Origin of the sequence: Paraglaciecola chathamensis S18K6 (assembly GCA_000314955.1) — a bacterium.
GTDB lineage: Bacteria > Pseudomonadota > Gammaproteobacteria > Enterobacterales > Alteromonadaceae > Paraglaciecola > Paraglaciecola chathamensis.
Window position 1 is genome coordinate 16,269 of the sequence record BAEM01000050.1, and the last position, 24,478, is coordinate 40,746.

The 24,478-nt window shown below is 46.0% G+C and carries 16 protein-coding genes; 8 read left to right on the top strand and 8 right to left on the bottom strand.

Annotation, left to right across the window (positions count from 1 at the left end):
- Nucleotides 1-461 precede the first annotated feature (461 nt).
- Nucleotides 462-1,211: an FKBP-type peptidyl-prolyl cis-trans isomerase gene (fkpA, locus tag GCHA_RS18070; RefSeq protein WP_007990896.1), complete on the bottom strand. Its 750-nt coding sequence runs from the start codon at nt 1,209-1,211 to the stop codon at nt 462-464.
- Nucleotides 1,212-1,328: 117 nt separating this feature from the next.
- Here fkpA and GCHA_RS18075 point away from each other — a divergent pair, with 117 nt between their 5' ends.
- Nucleotides 1,329-2,303, top strand: a complete 975-nt coding sequence (locus tag GCHA_RS18075; protein WP_007990898.1) for a WD40 repeat domain-containing protein — start codon at nt 1,329-1,331, stop codon at nt 2,301-2,303.
- Between the two features lie 12 nt (nt 2,304-2,315).
- Nucleotides 2,316-2,528, top strand: coding sequence for a SlyX family protein (locus tag GCHA_RS18080; RefSeq protein ID WP_007990899.1), 213 nt, complete (start codon nt 2,316-2,318; stop codon nt 2,526-2,528).
- A 39-nt stretch (nt 2,529-2,567) separates the two neighbouring features.
- Here GCHA_RS18080 and GCHA_RS18085 read toward each other — a convergent pair whose 3' ends face one another.
- Nucleotides 2,568-2,774 carry a YheV family putative zinc ribbon protein gene (locus GCHA_RS18085; RefSeq protein WP_006993525.1) on the bottom strand — a complete coding sequence of 69 codons (207 nt, stop codon included), beginning with the start codon at nt 2,772-2,774 and terminating at the stop codon, nt 2,568-2,570.
- 79 nt (nt 2,775-2,853) lie between these two features.
- On the opposite strand from GCHA_RS18085, the gene GCHA_RS18090 reads away from it, so the two are divergent.
- Both GCHA_RS18090 and GCHA_RS18095 read left to right on the top strand, forming a co-directional pair.
- The gene (locus GCHA_RS18090) at nt 2,854-4,791 is read left to right on the top strand and encodes an ATP-binding cassette domain-containing protein (RefSeq protein ID WP_007990904.1); all 1,938 of its coding nucleotides are present in this window, start codon (nt 2,854-2,856) and stop codon (nt 4,789-4,791) included.
- 36 nt (nt 4,792-4,827) lie between these two features.
- A complete protein-coding gene (locus GCHA_RS18095) occupies nt 4,828-5,385 on the top strand; it encodes a GNAT family N-acetyltransferase (protein ID WP_007990906.1) in 558 nt (185 codons plus the stop codon).
- A gap of 4 nt (nt 5,386-5,389) precedes the next feature.
- Here the strand turns inward: GCHA_RS18095 and GCHA_RS18100 are convergent, their stop codons facing one another.
- On the bottom strand, nt 5,390-6,286 hold the full coding sequence (locus GCHA_RS18100) for a LysR substrate-binding domain-containing protein (protein WP_007990907.1): 897 nt from the start codon (nt 6,284-6,286) through the stop codon (nt 5,390-5,392).
- Between the two features lie 119 nt (nt 6,287-6,405).
- Here GCHA_RS18100 and GCHA_RS18105 point away from each other — a divergent pair, with 119 nt between their 5' ends.
- Complete coding sequence (locus GCHA_RS18105; protein WP_007990909.1) at nt 6,406-7,503, top strand: YeiH family protein; 1,098 nt, start codon at nt 6,406-6,408, stop codon at nt 7,501-7,503.
- 72 nt (nt 7,504-7,575) lie between these two features.
- On the opposite strand, the gene GCHA_RS18110 is transcribed toward GCHA_RS18105, so the two are convergent.
- Genes GCHA_RS18110 through GCHA_RS18130 form a run of 5 tightly spaced genes read right to left on the bottom strand, consistent with a single transcriptional unit; the run spans nt 7,576 to nt 16,981 of the window.
- Complete coding sequence (locus tag GCHA_RS18110; protein ID WP_007990910.1) at nt 7,576-9,849, bottom strand: GH92 family glycosyl hydrolase; 2,274 nt, start codon at nt 9,847-9,849, stop codon at nt 7,576-7,578.
- On the bottom strand, nt 9,846-12,068 hold the full coding sequence (locus tag GCHA_RS18115) for a GH92 family glycosyl hydrolase (RefSeq protein ID WP_007990913.1): 2,223 nt from the start codon (nt 12,066-12,068) through the stop codon (nt 9,846-9,848). Before GCHA_RS18115 ends, GCHA_RS18110 begins: the two co-directional genes overlap by 4 nt.
- Before the next feature lie 15 nt (nt 12,069-12,083).
- Nucleotides 12,084-13,271, bottom strand: coding sequence for an AGE family epimerase/isomerase (locus GCHA_RS18120; RefSeq protein ID WP_007990915.1), 1,188 nt, complete (start codon nt 13,269-13,271; stop codon nt 12,084-12,086).
- 48 nt (nt 13,272-13,319) lie between these two features.
- Entirely contained in the window at nt 13,320-14,600 is a 1,281-nt protein-coding gene (locus GCHA_RS18125) for a sugar MFS transporter (protein WP_007990917.1), read from the bottom strand.
- 44 nt (nt 14,601-14,644) lie between these two features.
- Nucleotides 14,645-16,981, bottom strand: coding sequence for a GH92 family glycosyl hydrolase (locus GCHA_RS18130; RefSeq protein WP_007990920.1), 2,337 nt, complete (start codon nt 16,979-16,981; stop codon nt 14,645-14,647).
- Between the two features lie 351 nt (nt 16,982-17,332).
- On the opposite strand from GCHA_RS18130, the gene GCHA_RS18135 reads away from it, so the two are divergent.
- From GCHA_RS18135 to GCHA_RS18145, 3 genes are all read left to right on the top strand, one after another.
- Nucleotides 17,333-18,340: a LacI family DNA-binding transcriptional regulator gene (locus tag GCHA_RS18135; RefSeq protein ID WP_007990924.1), complete on the top strand. Its 1,008-nt coding sequence runs from the start codon at nt 17,333-17,335 to the stop codon at nt 18,338-18,340.
- A 293-nt stretch (nt 18,341-18,633) separates the two neighbouring features.
- Nucleotides 18,634-21,528, top strand: coding sequence for a TonB-dependent receptor (locus tag GCHA_RS18140; protein WP_007990925.1), 2,895 nt, complete (start codon nt 18,634-18,636; stop codon nt 21,526-21,528).
- Between the two features lie 69 nt (nt 21,529-21,597).
- On the top strand, nt 21,598-24,432 hold the full coding sequence (locus GCHA_RS18145) for a discoidin domain-containing protein (protein WP_007990926.1): 2,835 nt from the start codon (nt 21,598-21,600) through the stop codon (nt 24,430-24,432).
- Nucleotides 24,433-24,478 lie beyond the last annotated feature (46 nt).

Genomic DNA, 24,478 nt, shown 5'->3' on the forward strand with positions numbered 1-24,478 from the left:
ACTAACGAGATTGTAAGCGCATCGCTTAAATCGAACAGGAATAAAAACGAGTTTATTAGCGCAATTTATTACAAAAATATGACCATTACTAGCTTCTGTTTTCTGCGACCTTAGTCTAATCTTAAGCCATCAAGTAGTTAATAAGCCTGCCGGTTGTTTAACTATCTGATTCGACCAAATTTACCCTTATTTTTGGTGCTAAGGTAGGGCATCTGAAGAGATACAGCGTACCAAATGCAAAAAATTACCCGGATATTCTGGGCCAAATAACCCTTTTGAAGGGTCTAAAACCGAGGGAATAAGGTTCAGCAAGGAAAGAGGCTGATGAGTAAAGAAAAAACCGAACATCTATGATGTTCGGTTTTTTTATGACTGCGCTTTAGTGGCTAATTATTTAATTAACCACTTAGGTAATTTTTTAGCGGCTTCTTAAGCTGCGCGCAGCGCACCGCACCGCTTAATTATTCAGCCGCACCTTCAGCAGAAGCAACGTCTAAAAGCTCAACTTCAAATACTAGTGTTGAGTTAGGTGTGATTTTGCCTGTAGAGCGTTCGCCATAGGCAAGTTCAGATGGAATAAAGAACTTGAACTTAGAGCCCACTTTCATTAATTGAACGCCTTCAGTCCAACCTGGGATAACCCGTGATAGAGGGAAAGTTGCAGGCTCACCACGGCTATAAGATGAGTCAAACTCAGTACCGTCTAGCAAGGTACCTTTGTAGTGCACGGTTACAGTGTCTTCAGCTGTAGGAGATGCGCCATCGCCTTCGCTCATGACTTCATACTGTAGACCTGAGTCTGTTACTGTTACGCCTTCACGTTCAGCGTTTTCAGCTAAAAATTTCTCGCCTTCGGCAATATTCGTTTCAGCCTTAGCTTCAGAGATTGCTTTTTGTTTTTCTCGAGAAGCTGCTTCCATTGCAAGCGTAAGGGTTTGAATTTCTTTCATATCAAGCTGAGACTGACCTTGTAGCGCAGCTACAAACCCTTCAACGACTAGACCTTTATCAAGGTTAACGTCTAACGCTTCTTGCTCTTTCATTTTTTGCTCGATGAACTGCCCCACACTCGCGCCCATTGCATAAGCTTGTTGCTGTGCTTCTGTTTCAAGCTTTTGTTCTTCAACTTTTAGTAAATCCGTGTCTTGTTGACCACAGGCTGTTAGGCCAATGGCTGAGGTCATTAGAATCGCGATAGCGGTTTTTTTCATTTACTTCTCCCCTGAGATAATATGTGTCGAATACGTGACTTGTGAAGTGTTTCAACTTGATAAAGCGCTTATACTAAACGCCCTGAGTGAAAAGAGAAACCCAATAGGAACAATCCATTGACCGTCTTGTTACGATTAAGTTTAATTTTTTTCTTTCTAACTGGCTGTAGCGGGCAGTCCTCAACACCGGTCGCATCTTGGCGTCATGCGGATGATGGGGCCTATGCGGCTGATGTGTCGGCAGATGCATCGCTGGCCGTGGTTTCGAGCGTAACGGGGGGGATCTCGGTGTGGGATCTACAGAAAAATGAAAAACGTTATACCTGGCAGCATCAAGGCGAAGGAAATAACCTAGTTGCAAATGTACATATCGCCTTTGATAACAGTTATGTAGTGACCTCGGATCGTGATGCATTTGCGCTTTGGAGCATCACCAGTGGCGAGCCGGAAGGCTTTTGGCGCATTGACGAATCAAGCATTCGTGATGTGGCGGTATCAAACCAAGGGCGAGGAATACTGGTTGGCCGAGGTAATGGCAAAGTGATGTTTTTTGAGCCTAAGAGCGGTCGACGTTTAGAGTTTTTAGGCCATCAAGAAAAGGTGAATAGCGTTGATTTGTCGCCTAACGGCTTTTACGCCTTAACGGGTGGCAATGACTACACAGCATACTTGTGGGACACCCGCACAGGGCAAGTCATACATACATTTACCCATTCAAGCCGCGTGACCAAAGTGGCGCTAGACGATGAAGGGCGTTACGGTTTTACGGCTGATAGTAAGCGTGATGCCCGCGTGTGGGACTTAGCCACAGGCGAAGAAATGAGCAATTTGCAGTACCTTGCTCGACAGAAAATATTCAGTACGGCCGTGTTTTCACAAGACGGCCAATACTTGTTGACGGGCTCGCCTGCCAAACGATTAAACTTGTGGCGAGTCGCTGATGGTAAAGAAGTGCAAGAATGGCAGGTGTCACCCAGAGAAGGCAGCCGACCGCAAACCGCTGTGGTTTACGGTGTCGGTTTCGCAAATGACAATCAAGTGGTGTCAGAAAGCAGCAGCGGTTTAGCTGAATTTTGGCAAATAAACCAGTAATTAGAGTAGGTTATGCAACACATAGAAGCAGATATAGAACAGCTACAAATGAAAGTCGCTTTTCAGGAAGACACGATAGAAGAGTTAAACAAAGCCTTGATCAAACAACAAAAGCAACTAGAGCTGTTGGAGTTTCAGTTGTCACATGTGATCAACAAAGTAAAAGAAATTGAAGTGCCCAGTGGCGATTCACCACAAGTTGAACCGCCACCACCACATTATTAAAAATGTGCAGGGTGGCGCTTTGTGGATGCGCTGAACAGATTATTCAGGCTTAAATACGCCAATCACGTTTTCGCTTTGACGCGAGGCTTGGGTAACTTCTTTATCGGTTTGGGTTTGTTGATAATGGCATTGCACGCATTCCATCTTTTCAACATTGTTCTCGAAATAAAGCATTAGGGTATCCATGCTTTTGCATTGAGGGCAGGTTGCTCCGGCGATAAAGCGCTTTTTAATTTTCGTAGTCATAATCAAGAGGATTTCTTCGGTCTGTCATCTTGCTATCATACCGCAATCGACCGACTATGTTATCCGTCAATAGGTATTCATGATCCAAATTTCTGATTTATCCCTTATGCGTGGCAATAAAACCTTGCTACATGAAACCAATGCAGTGCTATACCCAGGGCATAAGGCAGGGCTTATCGGTGCCAATGGCTGTGGTAAATCCAGCCTGTTTGCGCTTATCCGCGGCGAACTTCACCCAGAGCAAGGCGAGTGTAATATTCCCAGAGACTGGCAAGTGGTATCCGTTGCCCAAGAAACCCCAGCGGTTGAGCGTTCAGCGCTAGATTACGTCATTGATGGTGACAAGCTTTATCGGCGCTTACAGGCTGAATTAGCAGAGGCAGAAGCGGCCCATGACGGCGTTAAAATAGCCGCGTTACACGGCCAGTTAGATCATGCCGGAGCCTACGATATTGAGTCTCGCGCGGCCACAATACTGGCTGGTTTAGGCTTTGCTAATGAGGCTATATCACGTCCGGTAACTGCATTTTCAGGTGGTTGGCGTATGCGTTTGAACTTGGCTCAGGCACTGTTATGCCATTCAGACTTATTACTGCTTGATGAGCCCACTAACCACTTAGATTTAGACGCCGTTATTTGGCTTGAAAAATGGTTACAGCGCTACGCTGGCACTTTACTACTGATATCCCACGATAAGTCCTTTTTAGACAGTACAGTGAACGAAATCATCAGTGTTGAGCAGCAGCAACTGATCAGCTACACGGGTAACTATGATGCGTTTGAGCGCCAGCGCGCCGAGCGTTTACGTTTGCAGAATCTGCAGTTCCAAAAACAACAAGACAAAATTGCCCATTTAGAGTCGTTTATTAATCGTTTTGGGGCCAAAGCCAGTAAAGCGAAACAAGCACAAAGCCGAGTAAAGCAGTTAGAGAAAATGGAAACCTTATTGCCTGCCCTTGCCGCTTCGCAGTTTAGTTTCGAATTTTTTATGCCGCCTAAATTACCTAACCCCTTGGTAAAAATGGAGCAAGTGCAATTAGGCTACGACGACACCATCATTTTAGAAAAGCTGCACTTGAATTTAGTCCCTGGGAGCCGAATTGGATTGCTTGGGCGCAATGGTGCGGGTAAATCTACCCTGATAAAATTACTCGCTGGTGAAAAAGCACCTATGCAAGGGCTTTACGAAACCTCTGCGGGTTTGCGCATTGGCTATTTTGCTCAGCATCAATTGGAATACCTCAGGGCAGATGATTCCGCGCTAGCGCATATTCAGCGCCTAGACCCAAAAGCCACTGAACAAAGTTTGCGAGATTACTTGGGCGGCTTTGGCTTTAGAGGCGACGATGCTCTTGGGCGTGTGGCGCCTATGTCGGGTGGTGAAAAAGCGCGCTTAGTGTTAGCGCTAACTGTGTATCAAAAGCCTAATTTGTTGCTACTCGATGAGCCAACCAACCATTTGGATTTAGACATGCGCCAAGCACTAAACATGGCGCTGCAAGGCTTTGAAGGGGCAATGGTGTTGGTGTCTCACGATCGTTACTTACTCACATCGGTTTGTGACGACTTTTATTTGGTGGATAACCAGCAAGTCACAATGTTCGATGGCGATTTAGATGACTATCGTGATTGGTTATTAAAATCAGACCGAGAGAAGCAATCGGCCGACAAACAGTCAGCCAATGCTGATGGTACTGATAAAAAAGAACCTAAGCTGGATCGTAAAAACATCAAACGCTTGGAAGCACAGTTCAGGCAAGAGACGCAATCTCTGCGTAAAACCGTTCAAACCCAAGAGAAAATAATGGCCGATCTTGAAGCTAAGCTTGAGTTAATAGAACAGCAAATGGCTGACCCAGATATTTATGACGCGGATAAAAAAGCCGAACTAAAAGCATTATTAGCCGACCAAGCAAGCTGCAAAATAGCCCAAGAAGAGGCTGAAATGTTGTGGCTCGATGCCCAAGAGCAAATCGAAGCCAAGCAGGCAGAGTTTGATGCGCAGGTCGCGGTTTAATCAGCTGAACTTGCGTTAGAATAGAAGGAGAAACGGATGACTCACTCACTTGAAACCAACAGGCTAATATTGCGTAATTGGCTTGCGAGTGACTACGAGCCTTTCTACAACTTAAATTCTAATCCAGAGGCCATGCGCTACTTCCCTGCGCTGTACACCCGGGAGCAAAGCAATAGCTTGGCTGATAAATGCCAAACGTTGATTCAGCAGCGAGGATGGGGTCTGTGGGCGCTAAGTAATAAAGCCGATAATGCTTTTATTGGGTTTGTAGGCCTACATACACCCAACGCAAACATGCCCTGTGCACCCTGTGTTGAAATAGGCTGGCGTTTGTTGCCTCAATATTGGGGTAATGGATTTGCGACTGAAGGGGCGCACAAAGCCCTAGAATTTGCGTTTAAAGAATTGGCGTTGCCCGAGGTTGTTTCTTTTACTGCAAAGACTAATCAGCCATCACGAGCGGTTATGCAGCGAATTGGCATGCACAACTCATTGAATAACTTCATGCATCCCGATATTCCCCCAAGCAACCCGTTAGCTGAGCATGTCTTGTATCAACTGACGCGAAATACTTGGTTTGATCAAAGCCGCTAAAGCGTCATGTGAGCGGTTGGTTAATCGGCTGATATAAGAGTTGTGCAAACGTACTCGCTGCGGGGGAAGAAGGTCTCTCGCGGTATCGCAACTGATACAAAGGGCGTGACAGCATTTTACTGTTTCTGGTCGAGATCACTTTTAGCTTTTTCAATTGGATCAGATCCTCGGTAACCACTTGAGGTAATAACGCTACCCCCATGCCTTGCGTCACCGCGCGGGCAATTGCTTCGTTACTGCCCAATTGCATGCTGTCATTCACTGTTATGCCTTGCTTGGCCAATAAGGTAAACGACATTTGCCGAGTACCCGACCCCGGCTCTCGTAGCAACCAGCGCTGCTTACTTAACCATTTTGCTTTATCGCCTTCGACAGTCAGAGAGCTTGGGATCACTATGCTCATTGGGTCATCTTGCCAATGTTGACTACTTATGTGTGAGTCACTTGCATCACCTTCGACCAAAGCCAGGTCGATGGTGCAGGCAAGTAGGGCTTGTTCAATTTGCGCTGTGTTGGCGACTTGTACTTCTACTTTAATATGTGGGTACTGTTGGTTGAATCGCGCTAAATACGGTGCCAGCCAATAACCCGCTATTGTGGTGCTTGCCCCTAACACTAACGTGCCTTGTTTCAATCCTGTGCGCGCTCTTACGTCTTCAAGTGCAGCTTGCTCTATGGCAAATATGCTTCTTGCATGATTAAACAAGCTCTGGCCGCCTTCAGTTAACGCTAATTTTTTGCCTCTGGCTGCTCGGGCGATTAACTGCATACCTAACTGATGCTCAAGTTCCTTTAACGCTTTTGAAACAGCAGGTTGACTAATAAACAAGGCATCGGCCGCTTGGGAGAAACTGCCTAGCTGAGCAACGCTATGAAATACCCGAAGCGCATGTAAATTCATATTAATTAACCTGTGGTTATCAATGCATGATTTTAATGTATTGGAGTTATATTTTGCCGATGCCTATCATCAAGTCAACTTTTAATAGACGTAGCAAACCCAGCGATAGGAGCAGCTTTATGTACAGTGCAGTTAAGCGTTTTTTCATTACGGGCCCGCAAGGAAAATCCCAGCAAAGCGGACATTTTAATGATTCTCGCTGGTGGCTAGGTTTAGTGCTGGTTACGGCTACCGCGTTCGTTGCCACCTACCTGAGTCATGTTCCATTTATTCAGCGAACAGGGTTAAGCTCTTTAACCATCGGGATCGTGCTGGGTATTATTGTTGGTAATACTCTTTTTTCACGGGTAGCCGTGCATACTGATGTCGGTGTTGATTACGCTAAAAGTACATTGCTTAAAGCCGGTGTTGTGTTGTTTGGGTTCCGTATTACCTTTGCCCAAGTAGCAGGCGTGGGCTGGCAAGGTCTAGTCACTGACATGGCCATGCTGGGCTTAACCTTCTGGCTGGCAGTGCAACTGGGTAAACGTGTTTTCAAACTAGACGAACAAACCACCATACTTATTGGTGCTGGTAGTTCAATTTGCGGCGCAGCCGCAGTCATGGCCACTGAGCCCGTGGTAAAGGCTCAAGCGCATAAAGTGTCTGTTGCGGTCGCCACTGTGGTGGTGTTTGGCACCTTAAGTATGTTTTTTTATCCACTTGCTTATGGTTACTTAGGGTTAAGTGAACATGCCTACGGAATTTTTGCTGGCTCAACCATTCATGAAGTGGCGCAAGTCGTAGCGGCAGGTAGTGCGATTAGCCCTGAAGCTGCAAATGTGGCCGTGATTGAAAAAATGCTACGAGTTATGATGCTTGCACCTTTTTTAGTGTTGTTATCAGTGTGGCAAAACAAAAAACACGCTAAAACGTTATCAGTAAACGAAGCTGGCAAAACAGCTAAAAGCAACATCATGATCCCTTGGTTTGCTGTGTTATTTATTGTGGCTAGTGGCATCAATTCGGCTCAAGTCATCCCAGCCCAGGTAACCGAAAAAGTAGTGCATTTAGACGGTATTTTACTCACCATCGCAATGGTGGCACTGGGCCTACGCACCCATATGGGCGCAATTCGCCAAGCCGGGCTAAAGCCCTTGCTATTAGCAGGCTGCTTGTTTTTATTTCTCACCCTTGGTGGCTACGGGATAAATGTGGCGATAGCGCAGTGGTTGTAGTGTGAAAGGTGAGTATGAAAAAGCCACACTTTAATCCTATTTATTATGGTTAAAGTGCGGCTTTAGTACGGATTACTGACCGCGTAATCGTAAGTCGGCACCTTGAGTCAATTGCTGGTGAGTTACAAAGCCATTGTTGAGCCGATTGCCGTCAAGAGACGGTGTATTCTGCTGTTTTTCTAACGGGCTTATAGATAAGGTTTTACCTGCATAATAGGCTGGGTTTAAATGAATAGTCACTTTGTCAAACGCAGTGCTCGTTGTTGCATAGTTCATGTCACCTGGCGACACAGGGTAAATGCCTAATAAGCTAAAGACTAGCCAGGCTGACATAGTGCCCGCATCGTCATTGCCAGGAAGCCCTGCGGGTTGGTTGGTGAAGTACTTGCTAATCAGCCTAGTGATATGCTGCGCTGTGTTGTGTTCCTGTCCTGCTACGTAATTGTATAAGTAGGGGTAGGTGATATCTGGCTCGTTGCCCATATCAAAATTGTTGCTAGCAAACGTCGCGTTTAGCGCTTCAATAAAGGCACTGTCGCCGCCATTTAAGGCAATTAAACCCGGCATATCAAAGGGCACATAAAAACGGTAATTCCATGCGTTTCCTTCTATGTAGCCAGGAGCGGGTTCGAAGTTGCGGCCTAACTCGGGATCATAAGGTGTTAGCCATTCACCATTGCGTTGTTTGGGGCGCAGCATGCCTGTGCTTTTATCAAATAATTTTTTATAGCCCTGGGCTTGTGCTAAGTATTTTTTGGCGGCTTGGTTGTGTCCTAGCTGCTTTGCTAGCTGACCTAAGGCGAAGTCGGCTACGTAATACTCAAGGCTGGTAGACACACTTCCATCATAGGGCTCTTCATCATCAACAGGTACATACCCCAAATTCAGATAGTCAGCGTTTTCAGGACGAATAGGGTTATTATGCTTTGTTTCAACAGACTTTTTCATGGCTGCGTAAGCCAGCTCAACATTAAAGGTTTGCACGCCGCGCAAGTAGGTATCGGCAATCATGGCTGTGGCTGGGTCGCCGACCATGGTTTGCGTTTCCATGCTAAGTAACTCCCACTTGGGTAACCAACCACTTTCTTGGTACATCGCAAGGGCAGAGCCGACCATCTGAGATTGAATTTCTGGGTACACCAGACTCAGCAGAGGATGTAGGTTACGGCTGGTATCCCACAATGAATACACGGAATAACGGTTTTTCCCGTGAGTGTTACCGACTTTAGTGCTGTGTTGTTGGCTCATTATTGGGTACTCACCGTTTACATCTTGAATGATACTAGGGTGAATTAAACTGTGATACAGGCCAGTATAAAGCAGCGTTTTGTTATGCTCACTACCTTGTACTTCAATGCGCGAGAGTAAGCTATTCCAAGCGTCTTGGGCGTCTTTTCGAGTGTGTTCAAAGGCAAAATCGGGCTGTTCCGCGTTTAGGTTCTGCCTTGCGTTTTCGATGCTAACGTAAGAAATACCTACCTTGACTTCAACTTGCTCGTTGGCCTGTGTATCAAAACGCATGTAGGCACCGATATTGTCACCGCTCATGACGCGCTGATAATTCGGGTACGGCTTGATGCTGTTATTGTGCTGCATCCATTCGCCTTCCACCCCTGTGAATTCAGGCATTTTCTTGAACGTGCCCAAGGTTTTGGCTGGTTTACTAAAACGTGCTACGAAATACACAGGGCGCACGTCTTGGGGGTTATAGCAAAACGTTCCCACTGTACGAGAGCCTTCAATCTCATTGTTGGATACAACCCTGAGGGAGCCGCCCGTTTCGTTGGTTAACCCCAACCCTAAATTCACAATGATATTGCTTTTGCCCGCGGGAAATGTGTACCGGCTTAGGCCCGTACGTAACGTGCTGGTGGTTTCAGCCTTGATGCCATATTTGTCGAGTGTGGTTCGGTAGTAGCCCGGACTTGCTTGCTCGTCAGAATAGGTTGAGCCGTACTTTTGGGCGTCTAGTTCCAAATTGCCGGCGGTGGGCATGATATTAATTACCCCTAACTCTGGGCAGCCCACACCGCTTAAATTCACATGAGTAAAACCTGTTAAAAATTTATTTTCGTGAATATATACTCGGGAATTCCACGCGGCGTCTTTTTCAAATTCATTAAGCTTTTTGTGTTCGAATGCAACGTTAAAGGGCGCCACAGATGTGAGCGCGTGGGGATACTGAGCCCCTGGGTGAGTCGCACCAAAATTAGACGTGCCGATAAATGGATTCACATATTCAGCTGGTGTTTTTTCTGCTGTTTTAGCTGTAGCACAGCCGCTACAGGCTAAGCTGAAAGCCCCGAATGCCACGCTGATTAATGCCTTGTTACTTAGAGTATTCATTTTGGCTCGGCCCCCATCTCAAATACTATACTGCCGCCGGCTAATATATCGCTATGCTGGATAAAAAATTGCTGCAAAGGCTGACCATTCAAGCTTACGCTTTGAACATACACATTCTCTTTAGATTGATTAAGTGCTTGCACACTAAAGGTATTACCATTTTCTAAATGGATCTTGGCCGAAGACACTTCTGGGCTGCCCAGCACGTATTCTCCAGAAACCGGATTGACAGGATAAAAGCCTAATGCACTAAATAGATACCAAGCTGACATTTGGCCGGCATCTTCATTGCCCGACAAGCCATCCGGGGCGGTATGGTATAGCTCGTCCATGACTTGGCGTACGTATTTTTGTGTTTTGTAACCCTTGCCAACGTATTGGTATAAATAAGGCACATGGTGACTGGGTTCGTTTCCATGTACGTACTGACCAATATAGCCAGATATCCATTCGGGGAATTCCCCAACGGTTTGCTCGGCCTCGAACATAGCATCCAGTTGAGCTTCAAACGGCGCCGCACCGCCCATAATATCAATTAACCCAGTAACATCTTGTGGCACAAAGAAGCTGTATTGCCATGCGTTGGCCTCGCAGTAGTCCTCTGGATGGTAGGCATTCGGGTCGAAATCACGGCGAAACTCACCGTTTACGCTTTTGGCACGCATAAATTCGCTTTGTGGGTCGAACAGATTACGATAGTTTTGTCCCCGTGATTGATACGTTTGATAAACCTCATTTTCACCTAACGAGCTAGCCAACTGAGCAATCGCCCAATCATCAAAGGCGTATTCCAAGGTTAGCGATACATTCCAACTACGCTCTTCAAATGGCACATAGCCTAATGCTTGATAACTCTTTAAACCGAACTCGTTTTGGGTGGCGCTTTGCATAGCAGCTGCGAGTACTTCTTCTCCACTGGCGTCTAGCAGGCCTTTGAAATAGGCATCGATAAGCACAGGTACGCTGTGGTAACCCATCATCATGTCCGTTTCATTGCCTTGGAAGTTCCAAACGGGTAGGCGACCTGCCACATCGTAATGTGCCATGATCGAGGCCATGAGCTCTCGGGCGCGCGCGGGCTCTACGATGGTTTTCCATGGGTGTAAGGCGCGAAATGTGTCCCATAGCGAGAAAAATTCGTATCTAGGGTATTGCTCACTTTTGTGAATATTGCCGTCGGGACCTTTATATTCTCCGTTACTATCCGAAAATACCCTCGGCGCTAACGCAGTGTGATACATGGCAGTGTAGAACTGAGTCATGTCGTCTTTGTCTGCAGTTATTTCGACTCGGCTTAGTTGTTCACGCCATGCTTGTTGAGCAAGATTTTTTACTTGAGAGAAACTACTTTCTACGCCTTCTGCTAATAGATTCTGTTTAGCATTCTCAATACTAACTGAGCTGATTGCGGTGCGCACAGTAACAAGCTTTTTGCTGTTTGACCCGGTAAAATCAAAATCGAATTCCGCCGCTATATTTTCACCAGAGGCTGATTGCTCTTGGCTTGTCACTCCGTTTGTGTTCAAGGTATAGCGATCAATAGGATGTGAAAATTGACTGTAAAAGAACACGCGCTGATCGCTAGCCCAGCCAGTGGATTTACGGTAACCAGCGATGGTTTTTGGACCAATCACTTGAATGTGGGTATCTAGTGTTTTATCCCAATTGCGACTGTAACCTAAATCGACGCGCACCACGCCCTCGAGGGCATCATCGGCAAACTGGTATTTCTGAAAACCGGAGCGAAGCCCTGCGGTTAGCTCTACATTCACCCCGTAGTCATCTAAAAATACTTGATAATACCCAGGCGATGCTTGCTCATTTTGATGGCTAAAACGCGCGACAATCGTGCCATCTTCGGGGCCACCTTCGGTTTTTTCCCGATGAAAAGGGCGGGTTAAAGGCATAAACGATATGTCGTACAAATCACCGGCACCTGTGCCAGATAAATGTGTATGACTAAAGCCAGCAATGATGTTGTCTGGATAAAAGTAACCGGAAATCCAATCCCAGCCGGTGCGCCCATTGTCAGGGCTTAATTGCACCATACCGTAAGGCACCGTTGCACCTGGATAAGTTTTGCCTTTGCCGTCAGTGCCAATGAAAGGGTCTACATAATCCAAAGGATTAACGGCGGCATTGTTTTGGATGGTCGTTGGCGCCTGCTCAGTGCAAGCGCATAGCGCCAGTACTGTGGCACTTAATATCAATTTTTTCATTATGCTGGTATCCGATTACTTTAAGCGGGTATTGCCTAGTGTGCGCAGTACTTCGAAGCAAGCGCCTAAGGTGTGGTAGTCACATTTAGCCCCAGCTGCACTTTTTTGCTCACTGTATTTACTGTTGTCCCGTTGCAGTACTCTGAACCAAGCACCATATTGATGATCGACCATCTGCTGCCAGCTGTAGTCCCACAAGGCATTATATTGCGTGAGGTATTGCTCGTCTTTGGTAACTGAAAACAACATGGCGGCGGCGGCGAAGCTTTCTGCCTGTACCCAGAAATATTTGTCGTCGTCACACCAAGTGCCATCAGGTGCAAAGCCGTAAATCAAGCCTCCGTGGGTTGCGTCCCAACATTTTTCGTAGGCACGGTCGAATAAGCTTTTCGCCCGTTCAACCAGCTTTTGATCTGGGGCATGGCGATGCAAAATTAGCAATAACTTGGTCCATTCTGTTTGATGGCCGGGCTGAAATCCCCAAGGACGATAAAGGTTTTTCGGATCGTCTTTGTTGTATTCCCAATCCGGCTGAAAATCTGTGGTGTAGTGTTCCCAAATCAGGCCGTCCGTTAAATCTGCTTGGCGAAAGGCGATGTTTTGAGCAAGGGTTTGCGCACGTGACAAGAATACTTGCTCACCGCTGGCTTCATAGGCCGCTAACATGGCTTCACACAAATGCATATTGGAGTTTTGACCGCGATAAGGACTCAACTCGCCTGCTGAGCTTATTTCATCTGCGTACAAACCGAAATCTGCCTGCCAAAAGCGGCTCTCAAGGTGTTGGTAGGTTGTGAGTAACATGTCGTTGCTAGTAACAATTCCGGCTTTGCGCGCGGCAGCATAAGCAAGCAATACGAATGCGTAACCGTAGGCTTGTTGGGTCATGTCTTGAGGTTGGTTGTCTTGTAGCGTCCAAGCGTAACCGTCAGCATCTGGTTGCCAATGAACTTGTTCGACAAAGTCTAAGCCGTGACGAGCCATTTTTAGATAATCATCACGCTCAAACAACATACCTGCTGTGGCGTAATTCACCACGATGCGCGTGCTGCTGACCAACTGTTTAAAACCAGAATCAAATAAGTCGCCGTTATCCATGTAGTTTTGAAAATAACCGCCTTGAGGATCTTTTACCCTAGGATCATAAAAATTCAGGATATCCTGACAATGGCTCATTAAAAATGCAGGGCTGTGGTAATTCATCAAATTTACTCGCTAATTAACGGTTTAAATATGGGGCGATCGAGCAGGCTAAGCCTGCTCTTCTTGAGTCAGTTGCTTTATCTCGGCAGGCGCTAATTTAGAACCGACCAAGGCGTACCAAGCGATATAGATATAAGCCGCAACAGGCACGATAAAGCTAAACTGCACACTGCTAATATCAGCTACATAACCTTGTATCAAAGGTAAAATAGCGCCGCCTACAATAGCTTGGCAGAGCAGGCCAGAACCGCGACCGGTTAGTGGGCCTAGGCCGCGTATTGCTAAGGTAAAAATCGTAGGGAACATAATTGAATTAAAGAACCCAATTGAGATAACGGTCCACATGGCGAGTTCACCTTGGGTGTTCATGGTGGTAAACAGTAAAATAATGGCAATTGCTGAGTTAAAGGCCAACACATAAATAGGGGCAATGATGCGGGTTAAAGCCGCGCCCACAAAGCGCCCAATCATGGCTGCTCCCCAATAGTAAGACACCATGTGGCTAGCTTGCCGCTCGTTCAAGCCTGCTATATCTGGTTGTGAGAAGTAGTTTACCAAGAAGCTACCAATACTGACTTCTGCTCCCACATAGAAAAAGATGGCGACCGTACCAAAAATCAATGCTTTGTGAGACCAGATCGAATCAGTGCTTTTGACTTCTTGAACATCTTCATGGGCTTTGATGGTCGGTAATTTTAAAAATTTGAAACCTATGGCCGTGGCTATCATCACGCCTGCGAGCAACAAATAAGGGAATTGCACTGCTTTTGCGCTGATTTCGGCTTCTTCCGTTGCGACTCCCGCTGCGGCAAAAATTAACGCGGCACCGAACATAGGCCCCAGCGTGTGGCCTACTGAATTAATAGCTTGAGCCAAGCTTAAGCGGCTAGTGGCGGTTTTTTCTGGGCCTAACACTGCCACATAGGGGTTTGCTGATACTTGCAAAATGGTTACCCCACTGGCCAAGATGAACAAACCTAATAAAAATACTGCATACACTTCAACTTCAGCCGCCGGGTAAAAGAGGCTGCAACCTATTGCTATAGTAACTAAACCTGTGATGATGCCGCGAATATAGCCAATTCTTTCAATCAACTTGCCGGCAAACGGCGAGATAATGAAATAAGCACCAAAGAAGCAAAACTGGACCAGCATGGCTTGCGTGTAGTTTAAGTCAAACGCCGCCTTTAAATGAGGAATAAGGATGTCATTTAAGGCGGTGATAAAGCCCCAAATAAAAAACAAAGTAGTCATAGCGGCAAAGGCAAAGTGACTGTTCTTAACCGGTTCGCTCAAAGATACGGATGATTGTGTAATCGGTCCTGCCATAATTTTATACTCTTTAAAAGTGCCAGCCGAAGCTGACACGTTGATTAATGGGGATTAGCGTCAGCGGTAGACATAGAATAGGGGACCGCGTCTTTACTGGTGGCCCACACTTTATTTGGCTGGTTAGTCATGTCGAACGATAGTTCGCCACCTTGCAGTATTTGCTGGTGAGACAAAAAGGTTTTATTAAACGCTTTACCGTTTAGTTTTGCGCTATCCACGTAGACATTGTTCTTATTGTTGTTGCGCCCTTCAATGGTAAAGCGTTCGCCGTTTTGTAAATGCAACGTGGCTTTGTCGAACAGTGGGCTACCTAACACGTACTCATCGCTACCGGGTGCAACAGGGTAAAAACCAAGGGCGCTGAATACGTACCAGGCGGATGTTTGGCCGTTGTCTTCATCACCGCAATAACCATCAGGTGTGGCTGAGTAAAGTTTATCCATGATGTTGCGCACGTGGTATTGAGTTTTCCACGGCTGGCCAGCGTAGTTGTACAAATAACTCATATGCTGAATAGGTTGGTTACCATGGGCATAGTTGCCCATATTCACAATCTGCATTTCGCGAATTTCGTGAATCGTAAAGCCATAATAAGAATCGTCGAAGGTCGGTGGCATGCTGAACACGCTATCAAGTTTATTCACGAAGGCTTGATCGCCACCCATTAGGTCTTTTAAACCAGCGATATCGTGGAATACAGACCAGGTGTAGTGCAGGCTATTGCCTTCGGTGAAAGCATCACCCCACTTCAACGGGTTAAACGGGCTTTGAAAACTGCCGTCTTCGTTTTTACCGCGCATCCATCCACTTTCTTTATCAAACAAGTGTTTGTAATTCAGGGCTTTCTGCTTGTACTTGGCAGCATCCTCGGTTTTACCTAGGCGCTCAGCGAGGCGATAAATATTGAAATCGGCAAAGGCGTATTCAAGAGTACGGGCTGCGTTTTCATGAATGCCAACGTCGTAAGGTACATAGCCTAGTTCGTTATAATAATCGACTCCTTCTCTGCCGACTGAACTAACAGGGCGGCCTTCGTCCACTTGCGCATTTTTGACGATAGCTTCGTACAGGGTATCAATATCGATGTCGGTTATACCTTTTAGGTAGGCATCAGCGATATTTACTGCAGAATTAGAACCAATCATAACGCCTCTGTGCCCCGGGCTTGCCCACTCAGGTAACCAGCCTGATTCTTTGTATGTATTCGCTAAGCCTTCCATAATTTGGGCATCTAGCTCTGGGTACATCAATGTAAAGAAAGGAAATACTGCGCGAAAGGTGTCCCAAAACCCGTTATCGGTAAACATGTAACCTGGCAATACTTCACCGTTGTATGGACTGTAGTGCACAACCTCACCGGCTTCGTTGTACTCGTAAAACTTACGCGGGAACAAGAGAACACGATAAAGAGCCGAGTAAAACGTGCGTAGGTTGTCTTTATCATCATCCGCGATCTCAATACGTGCTAGTTCGCGTTGCCAATATTCGTGCGCTTTTGCGCGCGTTGTTTCGAAGGTGTCTTGGCCAATTTCTCGATCCAAATTCAATTGCGCCTGCTCTGGGCTAATAAAAGACGAAGCGATTTTTACTGATACTTTCTCACCGCGTTTGGTTTTAAAACCAATAATTGCACCCACGTGCTCGCCTTCGCTTTGAATAGCATCTGTATTTAATTGGTATTCATCTGTCCAAGTGCGGCTGATTTCAAAGTCTTTATCAAATTGGGCCACAAAATAATTATGGAAGTTGTCTGGCACGCCACCGTGATTATTGCGCGCATAACCGATTATTTTTCGCTCTTCTGGGATAATTTTCACCATAGAGCCTTTGTCAAAGGCATCCAGAACGATATAGGCATTATCGCTGTCTGGAAACGTAAAGCGGAATTGCGCGGCGCGCTCAGTGGGTGTTACTTCCGCGGTTACATCGAAAGAAGCAAGGTACACGTTATAATAATCTGGACTGGCTTGCTCAGCTTTGTGCGAGAACCAAGAGGCGCGCTCGTCTTGGTTAAATTTCATTTCTCCGGTGACGGCCATCAATGAAAATGCGCCGTAGTCGTTTAACCAAGGACTTGGCTGGTGAGTTTGCTTTATACCGCGAATTTGGTCGTCATTGTATTTGTAGGTCCAGCCGTCACCGATCGGCGCTGTCATCGGCGTCCAAAAGTTCATTGCCCATGGTGTCGCGATAGCCGGGTAGGTGTTGCCGTTCGATAAGCTGAACTTAGAGTCAGTTCCCATGAGCGGATTAACATAATCGACTAGATCTACCGAAGGCGCAACGGCCACTGATTCAGCTTCTTTGCTGTCTTTGGAGGCGCTACAGGCGGCCAGTAGTAGCAATGCAGGAATGGTGAAAATAATATTATAATTCATTTGTTTATACCTACGAAAGTCAATTTCTGTGACATATTATTGCCACCGTTTCACTTCATATTTTGAGTTTGTCTTGAACAGAACACCTAAGACAAAAGTTAATGCTTTGTAAAATTGTAATCGATTACAATTTGTTGGTCTAGTGTTATGTCCAATAAAAAGCCAAAATAAGCAATATTTAGCCAAACATAGGTTGTTTTCTAGTATTATTGTTATCGATTACAATAATTACTTTTATCTCACCATTGATATTATTTACATATTCAGGTATTTACATTAGGTAAGAGATTGCTTGAACGGTGCAATTAAATAACCAAGGCCCAAAGCGGGCTTGATTTTCGGAAGTCGTAAATGACCAATATTAAAAAAGTAAGTGAGCTTGCAGGCGTATCAACCGCAACCGTATCACGTACACTTAAGATGCCAGATATGGTCACCGCCCGTACCAAAGAAAAGGTGATGAAAGCCGTTAAAGAAGCGGGTTACAGACCAAGTTGGTTGGCCACCAGTGTCAAAACTGGCCGAACCAATACCATTGTTGTTTTGGTACCTAATTTAATTAACCCGTTTTTTATGCGCATCATTGGTGGAATTGAGCAAGCGGCTCAAGAGCGCGGCTTTACTGTGTTACTTTGTGATACTCAAGGTGACAGCAAGCGCGAAAGTGATTATGCCTCTATGGTACTGACTAATCGAGCAGATGGTTTAATTCAACTCGATCATTCCTTCCCTTTTAATGAAGATGACGCCAAATTAGCTGAAACTATCCCTATGGTCAGTGTTTGTGAGCGAATCCACTCTGATAAAAAGTATCCAGTTGTTGCACTTGATAACTATGCAGCCAGCCGAGCATTGGCCCACCATTTGGTGAGCTACGGTCACACCAAATTTGCTGTAATTGTGGGTCAAGTTGTCAGCCAAATTCATAAAGATCGCCTCTACGGACTACGCAGCGTCTTGACTGAAGAAAACATCGAATTTGATGAAGACATGATAGTTGGGCAAAGCTATAGCATCGAAAATGGTATCGAGGGGATGCGTCAATTATTGGCAAAGCCTAATCGACCTAGCGCTGTCATTTGTTTTAATGATGATATTGCCATTGGCGCCATGCATGAAATTCACCGGCAAGGATTAAGTGTGCCGGATGACATTTCTGTGGTGGGGTTTGATAACGTTAAAGTGTCTGCTTTTATGAATCCGCCATTAACAACAATAGATCAACCCGCTTACGAAATGGGTCGTAGAGGGATGGAAATCCTCAGCGATGTGATCAACGGTGTTCCTTTGACTCGTAGTAGCGAAATGTTGCCTTTTCAACTACTTGAGCGTCAAAGTAGCGGCCCGGCTCCCCTTTAACGTCAACTTTTAATCGGGTCTTCAACCCATATACTAATAAATGCTCGCCGTCATTTTGTTAATTTTTTGTATATTTTTTAGCTTAAGTTGTTGACATGCCCTTAGAGTGGCTCTATATTTTTCCGGTAAATTGTAATCGATTACATTTTATTGGGAGTAAAATTTCCAATTAAATGTTCTGTAATAAGCGTAAAACAACGAAAAAATAAGCAGTTACTAAAACAAACGGTACACGATGTTCACGGTTACATTTGATTAAGCGGAAACATCCGATGGCGATTAGGAATACACATATGAACAACACCAGTGACAAAATCTTTGCTAAATCGATACTCAGTCTCGCGGTTGTCTGTGGGTTGGGAATGGTCCCTGCACACACCATGGCGCAACAAACTGAAGATGCTGCACAAACCAGCGATGCTGAAACCGAAGTGATTCAGGTCCGTGGTATTCGCGCGTCAGCGGCAGAAAACTTGGCGATTAAACGGCTTTCAAATGCGGTGGTTGATGCGATAACTGCTGAAGATATTGGTAAATTCCCGGACAAGAATGTTGCTGATTCTTTGCAGCGTGTACCTGGTGTTGTTATTCAACGCAACGGCGGAGAAGGCTCAAGTGTGAGCATACGTGGTTTATCCCCTAGCCTGACGTTTACCCAATTAAACGGTAACTTTATTGCGGCGTCTTCTGGTAATCCATCTCGCTCGTTCTCTTACGAGCTTCTGCCTTCAAATCTAGTTGGTAAGGTCGAGTTATTTAAATCATCTGAAGCGCGCCTCGATGAAGGCGGCATTGGTGGTACGGTCATAGTGCATAGCCGTAAACCGCTAGACATGGATAAAAACTCGGGTGTTGTTAGCCTAGAGTACACTTATGCAGATATTACTGATTCCTACGAGCCTCAGCTAAGTGGTATCTATTCTTGGAAGACTGACGAAGAAGACTTTGGTTTCTTGGTGGGCTTTACGCAGCAAGACAGAACCAACCGCACTCAGACTTCTCGAGTCAATATCATCAATCAAAACTTTTTGTATACCGAGCGTCGCAATGGTCAAGAAATTGAAGGCGGCGCCCAAGGGTATGCGCGCCAAAGTTTAGTTCAAGAAGTATTAGAAGAAGATCGCGAGCGCACTGGTGTGCAGTTTACTGCGCAGTGGCGCCCCACTGACAATTTAGAAGTTGGCTTCAACTACTTTCAATTCAAACTCGGCTTAGACTCAATTTTACACCAACTTGAATACCCTGAGTGGCATGATACCAACCAATTCTGGACTGACGTTTACGTTGATGCAGAAGCGCAGTATGTCACAGGTATCGACTACGCCAGAGGTGTCTCAGGAGAAGCGCTAGATACGCAAATTCCTCGTATGAACGGCGAATATGTGGTTGAAGAGTCTACGTCTGACACCTTCGATTTTTTCATGGAATACGAAGGCAGCGATTTCAATGTGAAATTTGTTGCTGGGCACACTGAAGCTGAAGGTGGACCAACTGAAAAGTATCGTGCCGCGTATTATTCTGGTAGCACGGCAGATTATTGGGGCTGGCGTTTTGAAAACGAAAACCTAGTCACCAATATTGATCCTGAAATGTTCAATCGTTTAAAAGCTGGTGAAGGCGGTGAAGCAGATATAGGTGCAACAGATTCAAGCTTTGTGGGCGGGACTCAAGAAGAAGATTACGCCCAGATTGACACGGATTGGTTTGTTGACTGGGGCATAGTTGAAACTTTGCGTTTCGGTGTGAAGTATCGTAAAGGCTCTATTCATCGTGATACACGTAATACCTACTATCTAGACAAAGATTTTGATATCGCAGCTGGGGAAGCACGTCCTGGCGGGATCACTCTGGATGATGATTACTCACGTAATGGCGGTATTCCGCTGCTTACCACTGTTATTGCTGGCCAGCCTTTAGGAAACTTAGGTGGGTCAATCAATACGAATTTGTTCCCAGTTGTTAATTGGAACAAATATCAAAACGAGTTGCAGAGCAACTTCCAACGTTATACCCGTTTTGAACCCGACTTTGTCTATGATGTAGAAGAAGAAGTAAAAGTCGCATACGTGCAAGCCGATTATCGTTGGGAAAACTTTCGCGGTAACTTTGGCGTACGCTTTGTTGACACAGTTAATACAAACACCGCAAGTGACCGTTTGGAGTTTCGCTTAGACCGCGTCAATCTTGACGGAGAGGATGTTGCTCAAGTTAACGGTATTGTGCGCGATGTGATTGTTAACCCTAAAGAAAATTCGTACAGCCACGTATTGCCTAGCTTTAACATCGCCTGGGATATCAATGATGATTGGGTTCTGCGCGGCGCAGCAGCAAAAGTGTTGTCACGCCCTGACTATGCGGATTTAGGCCAGTTCCAAACATTGACCTATAACTCAAGCGAGTGGGAAGCAGACTCTAGCGACCGCCCAGATTACGACCCCCTTCGCGACAGTGAAGGATGGACAGGCAGTGGTGGTAACTCATCTCTACGTCCTCTTGAATCAGTTCAATATGACCTATCACTAGAGTATTACTACGGTGAAGGGTCTGGAGTTAGCTTGGCTGTGTTCTTGAAAAATATCGATAACTTCGTCGTACCATTCACTTTAGATGTGAACAGCAGCGTTCCTGATCAAACGTTTACGTTGGTTGAGTCAGGTGGCGGTACGGTCAATGTTGGTGGTGACATATTGGTACGCGATTTCGACACCGCGGCCAACGGCACAGATGCTGAATCAAAAGGTGTTGAGTTCTCATTCCAGCATTTCTTTGAAAACGGCTTTGGCGTATCGGGTAACTACACGCGAAATATCACCAGCGCCGCTACCGTTGAGGCTGATGGTCGCTTAGTGGGGGAGTCGCCATTAACGGGCAGCTCAAAATATCAAGGTAACTTCTCGGCCTTTTATGAAAATGACGATTACAGCCTGCGCGTTTCATATAACCGCAGAGGCCCCACAATTGGTGTGCTGGCCGAAGATTGGGATATCAACCGCTACAGCGATACCTATGATCAAGTTGACGTAAACGCCAGCTACAACATAAACGAAGATATTACCTTGAGCGCCTCGGTTATCAATCTGACTAAATCAGAAGATTACGTCCATTTAGGGGATGACACCAAAGTACGCTTCTTAACTAACTCGTACAGCGGGCGTCGCTTCTTTGCAGGCATCAACTACAGATTTTAATACGTCAGGCCGGCTCGCAAGCGTCGGTTAAATGGAAACGTAAAAGACAGATTGAATAGAGGAATAATAATGAATAAGCTCAAAATGAATAAAACCACAGTGGCCATGCTGATGGCAATGAGCACTTTGTACGGTTGTGGCGGCGGTGCCGATGATCCTAATCCAAGTGATGCAGTAGACACTCGCGTTACCACTGAAGCCACCCTTGCTGGTGTGGCTGTCAAAGGTCGCCTTGATAGCGCCCAAATCAGTGTTGAACAGATGAACAATTCACCCATTACTATTACCAGTGGTGAATTAACTGATGCGTCGGGAAATGTTAACGTAATCGTTCAAAGTGACCTTGGGTTTGGTATCAACAGCCCATTTAAATTAACCGTAACTGCAACCGATGCCACCAGCATGATGTGTGATGCTATTGATTGCGCTGGCGTAGCATTAGGCCAAGAACTGAGTGGCGAGCCGCTAACAGGGACAGTGCTTAATTCTTTGTCTTTTGTGAACGTGCCTTACGGTTCAGCAGCAAACAGCAGTAGCGTGCCTTTTCAAGCAAACGCATTGACTACTATTGCCACGCCAATAGTGGAAAGAGCTGTTGCTGGAGGCGCGAATATTACCCAACAAGTATTGTTTGATTCCCAAGCCATTATCGCATCTGAGTTGGCGCTTCGCGCACTGGGTGTGGCGACATCAGGAGTGAACTTGTTTGAAACAGCCTTAATTAGTGCAGAGTCTTACGATAACTTTGTGATGGGTGAAGATTGTACTCCTGTGACCTCAACAGATGCACAAGGTAATGAAGTGACTATTGATGAGTGTACGGATGTATTGGCATCTCCAGCAATCATCACTTTGTCACTGGCCAATGCCGCATTTGCTAACATCGCAGCAACCGAAAGCTTTAACGAGCAGTTTGATGCAGTTAATACCGCTATTACCACGGCTATCGAGGGTGATACAACTGCCCTGACACCTATTCGAGAGCGTTTACTTGCTTCTGTCAGTGCAGTGCCTTTCTTGTCTGAATTAGGTGTATCAGCCGACAGCGTGATTGACCTTGGCTTATCGTTTGCACTTTCTGATGATAGCAGCGGCCCGGTGCAAGAAGTGACCACAGCTGAAAACTTAGCGAGTGCCACTATCACAGGGCGGGCACGCATCAGTGACGGTGAGGCGGAAACCATGGCGTTTGATAAAGACGTGCAAACCAAATGGTTAGACAATGGCGGTGTACCTTCTGTTGAAGACCCAGCTTGGGTTCAGGTTGAGTTTACGCAAGCCCATGCGGTGAGCAGTGTGTTCATTACCAGTGCCAATGATGCGCCAGAACGCGATCCTGAAAACTTTGAATTATTGGCGTCTAATGACGGCGAAAACTGGGTCACAGTGGCAAGCTTTTTAGGTGAATCTTTCGATGAGCGCTTTGAGCGTAAAGAATTCTCGTTCTCTAACGGTTTAGCGTATTCGTTTTATCGTTTGAATATCACCAAAAACAAAGGTGACACTAGCTTAATGCAATTGGCTGAAATTCAGCTGGTTGGGCCTATTTACGCAAGTGCAGATCACACAGACCCTGTTGGCACAGGTGCGATTACTGGCCGTGCACGTATCAGTGATGGTGAAGCAGAAACCATGGCGTTTGATAACGACACTCAAACCAAATGGTTAGATAACGGTGGTGTTCCTTCGGTTGAAGACCCTTCATGGGTACAAGTGGACTTCCCAGAAGCGGTTGCTGTTAATGTGCTTGGCATTACCAGTGCCAATGATGCACCAGAGCGCGACCCTGAGAACTTTACTCTCGTTGGCTCAAATGACAGTGGCACAACTTGGACGGTTATCGGTGATTGGCTTGGTGAGTCATTCGACGAGCGTTTCGAGCGTAAGTTGTTCAGCGCGAGCAATGCGCTGGCGTACAGCAGCTACAGGCTGAATATCACTAAAAACAAGGGCGATACCAGCTTAATGCAACTGGCTGAAATTGAGCTGATTGGTCCTGAAATGCCAAGTGTTCAACACAGTCACGGCCTAGACGTAACGTACACTGAACGCGCGCGCATCAGCGACGGTGAGGCAGGTACTATGGCGTTCGATAATGACACGCAAACCAAATGGTTAGACAACGGCGGTGTTCCGTCGGTAGAAGAACCGTCTTGGGTAGTGATTGCCTTACCTGAAGCCGCAGCCGTGAACACATTGGCCCTAACCAGTGCCAATGATGCCCCAGAGCGTGACCCTGAAAACTTTGCAGTTTGGGCATCAAACGACAATGAAAATTGGACCGAGCTAGCCAGTTGGTTAGGTGAAAGCTTTGATGAGCGCTTCGAGCGCAAGCAATATTCGTTTTCTAATGATGTTGGTTTTAGTTTTTATCGCTTTAACATCACCAAAAACAAAGGCGATACCAGCTTGATGCAAATTGCTGAAATAGAGCTTATTGGGCCACAGGTTGCTTCTGTTGATATTTCATCTGATGCAGGCACCACGATCACCGGCCGGGCGCGCATTAGTGACAACGAAGCCGAAACGATGGCCTTTGACGATGATACGCAAACCAAATGGTTAGACAACGGTGGCGTACCCAGTGCTGAAGACCCAGCCTGGGTACAGCTTGATTTCGTAGCACCACGTATCGTTAATAGTATTGCGATCACCAGTGCCAATGACTCACCAGAGCGTGATCCTGAAAACTTCACAGTTTTAGGCTCAAATGACGGGGGGGCCACTTGGGAAGAAGTCGAATCGTGGATAGGCGAAAGCTTTGATGCTCGATTTGAGCGCAAATTGTTTGAAATGCGTAACGGTTTTGCTTACTCAAGCTACCGTATCAATATCAGCAAAAACAAAGGTGACAGCAATTTAATGCAAATTGCAGAAATCGAGTTAATTGGCCCGGCTGAATAAGCGCAGGACCTAGGTGAAAGCCCGCTATCTGTGATAGTGGGCTTTT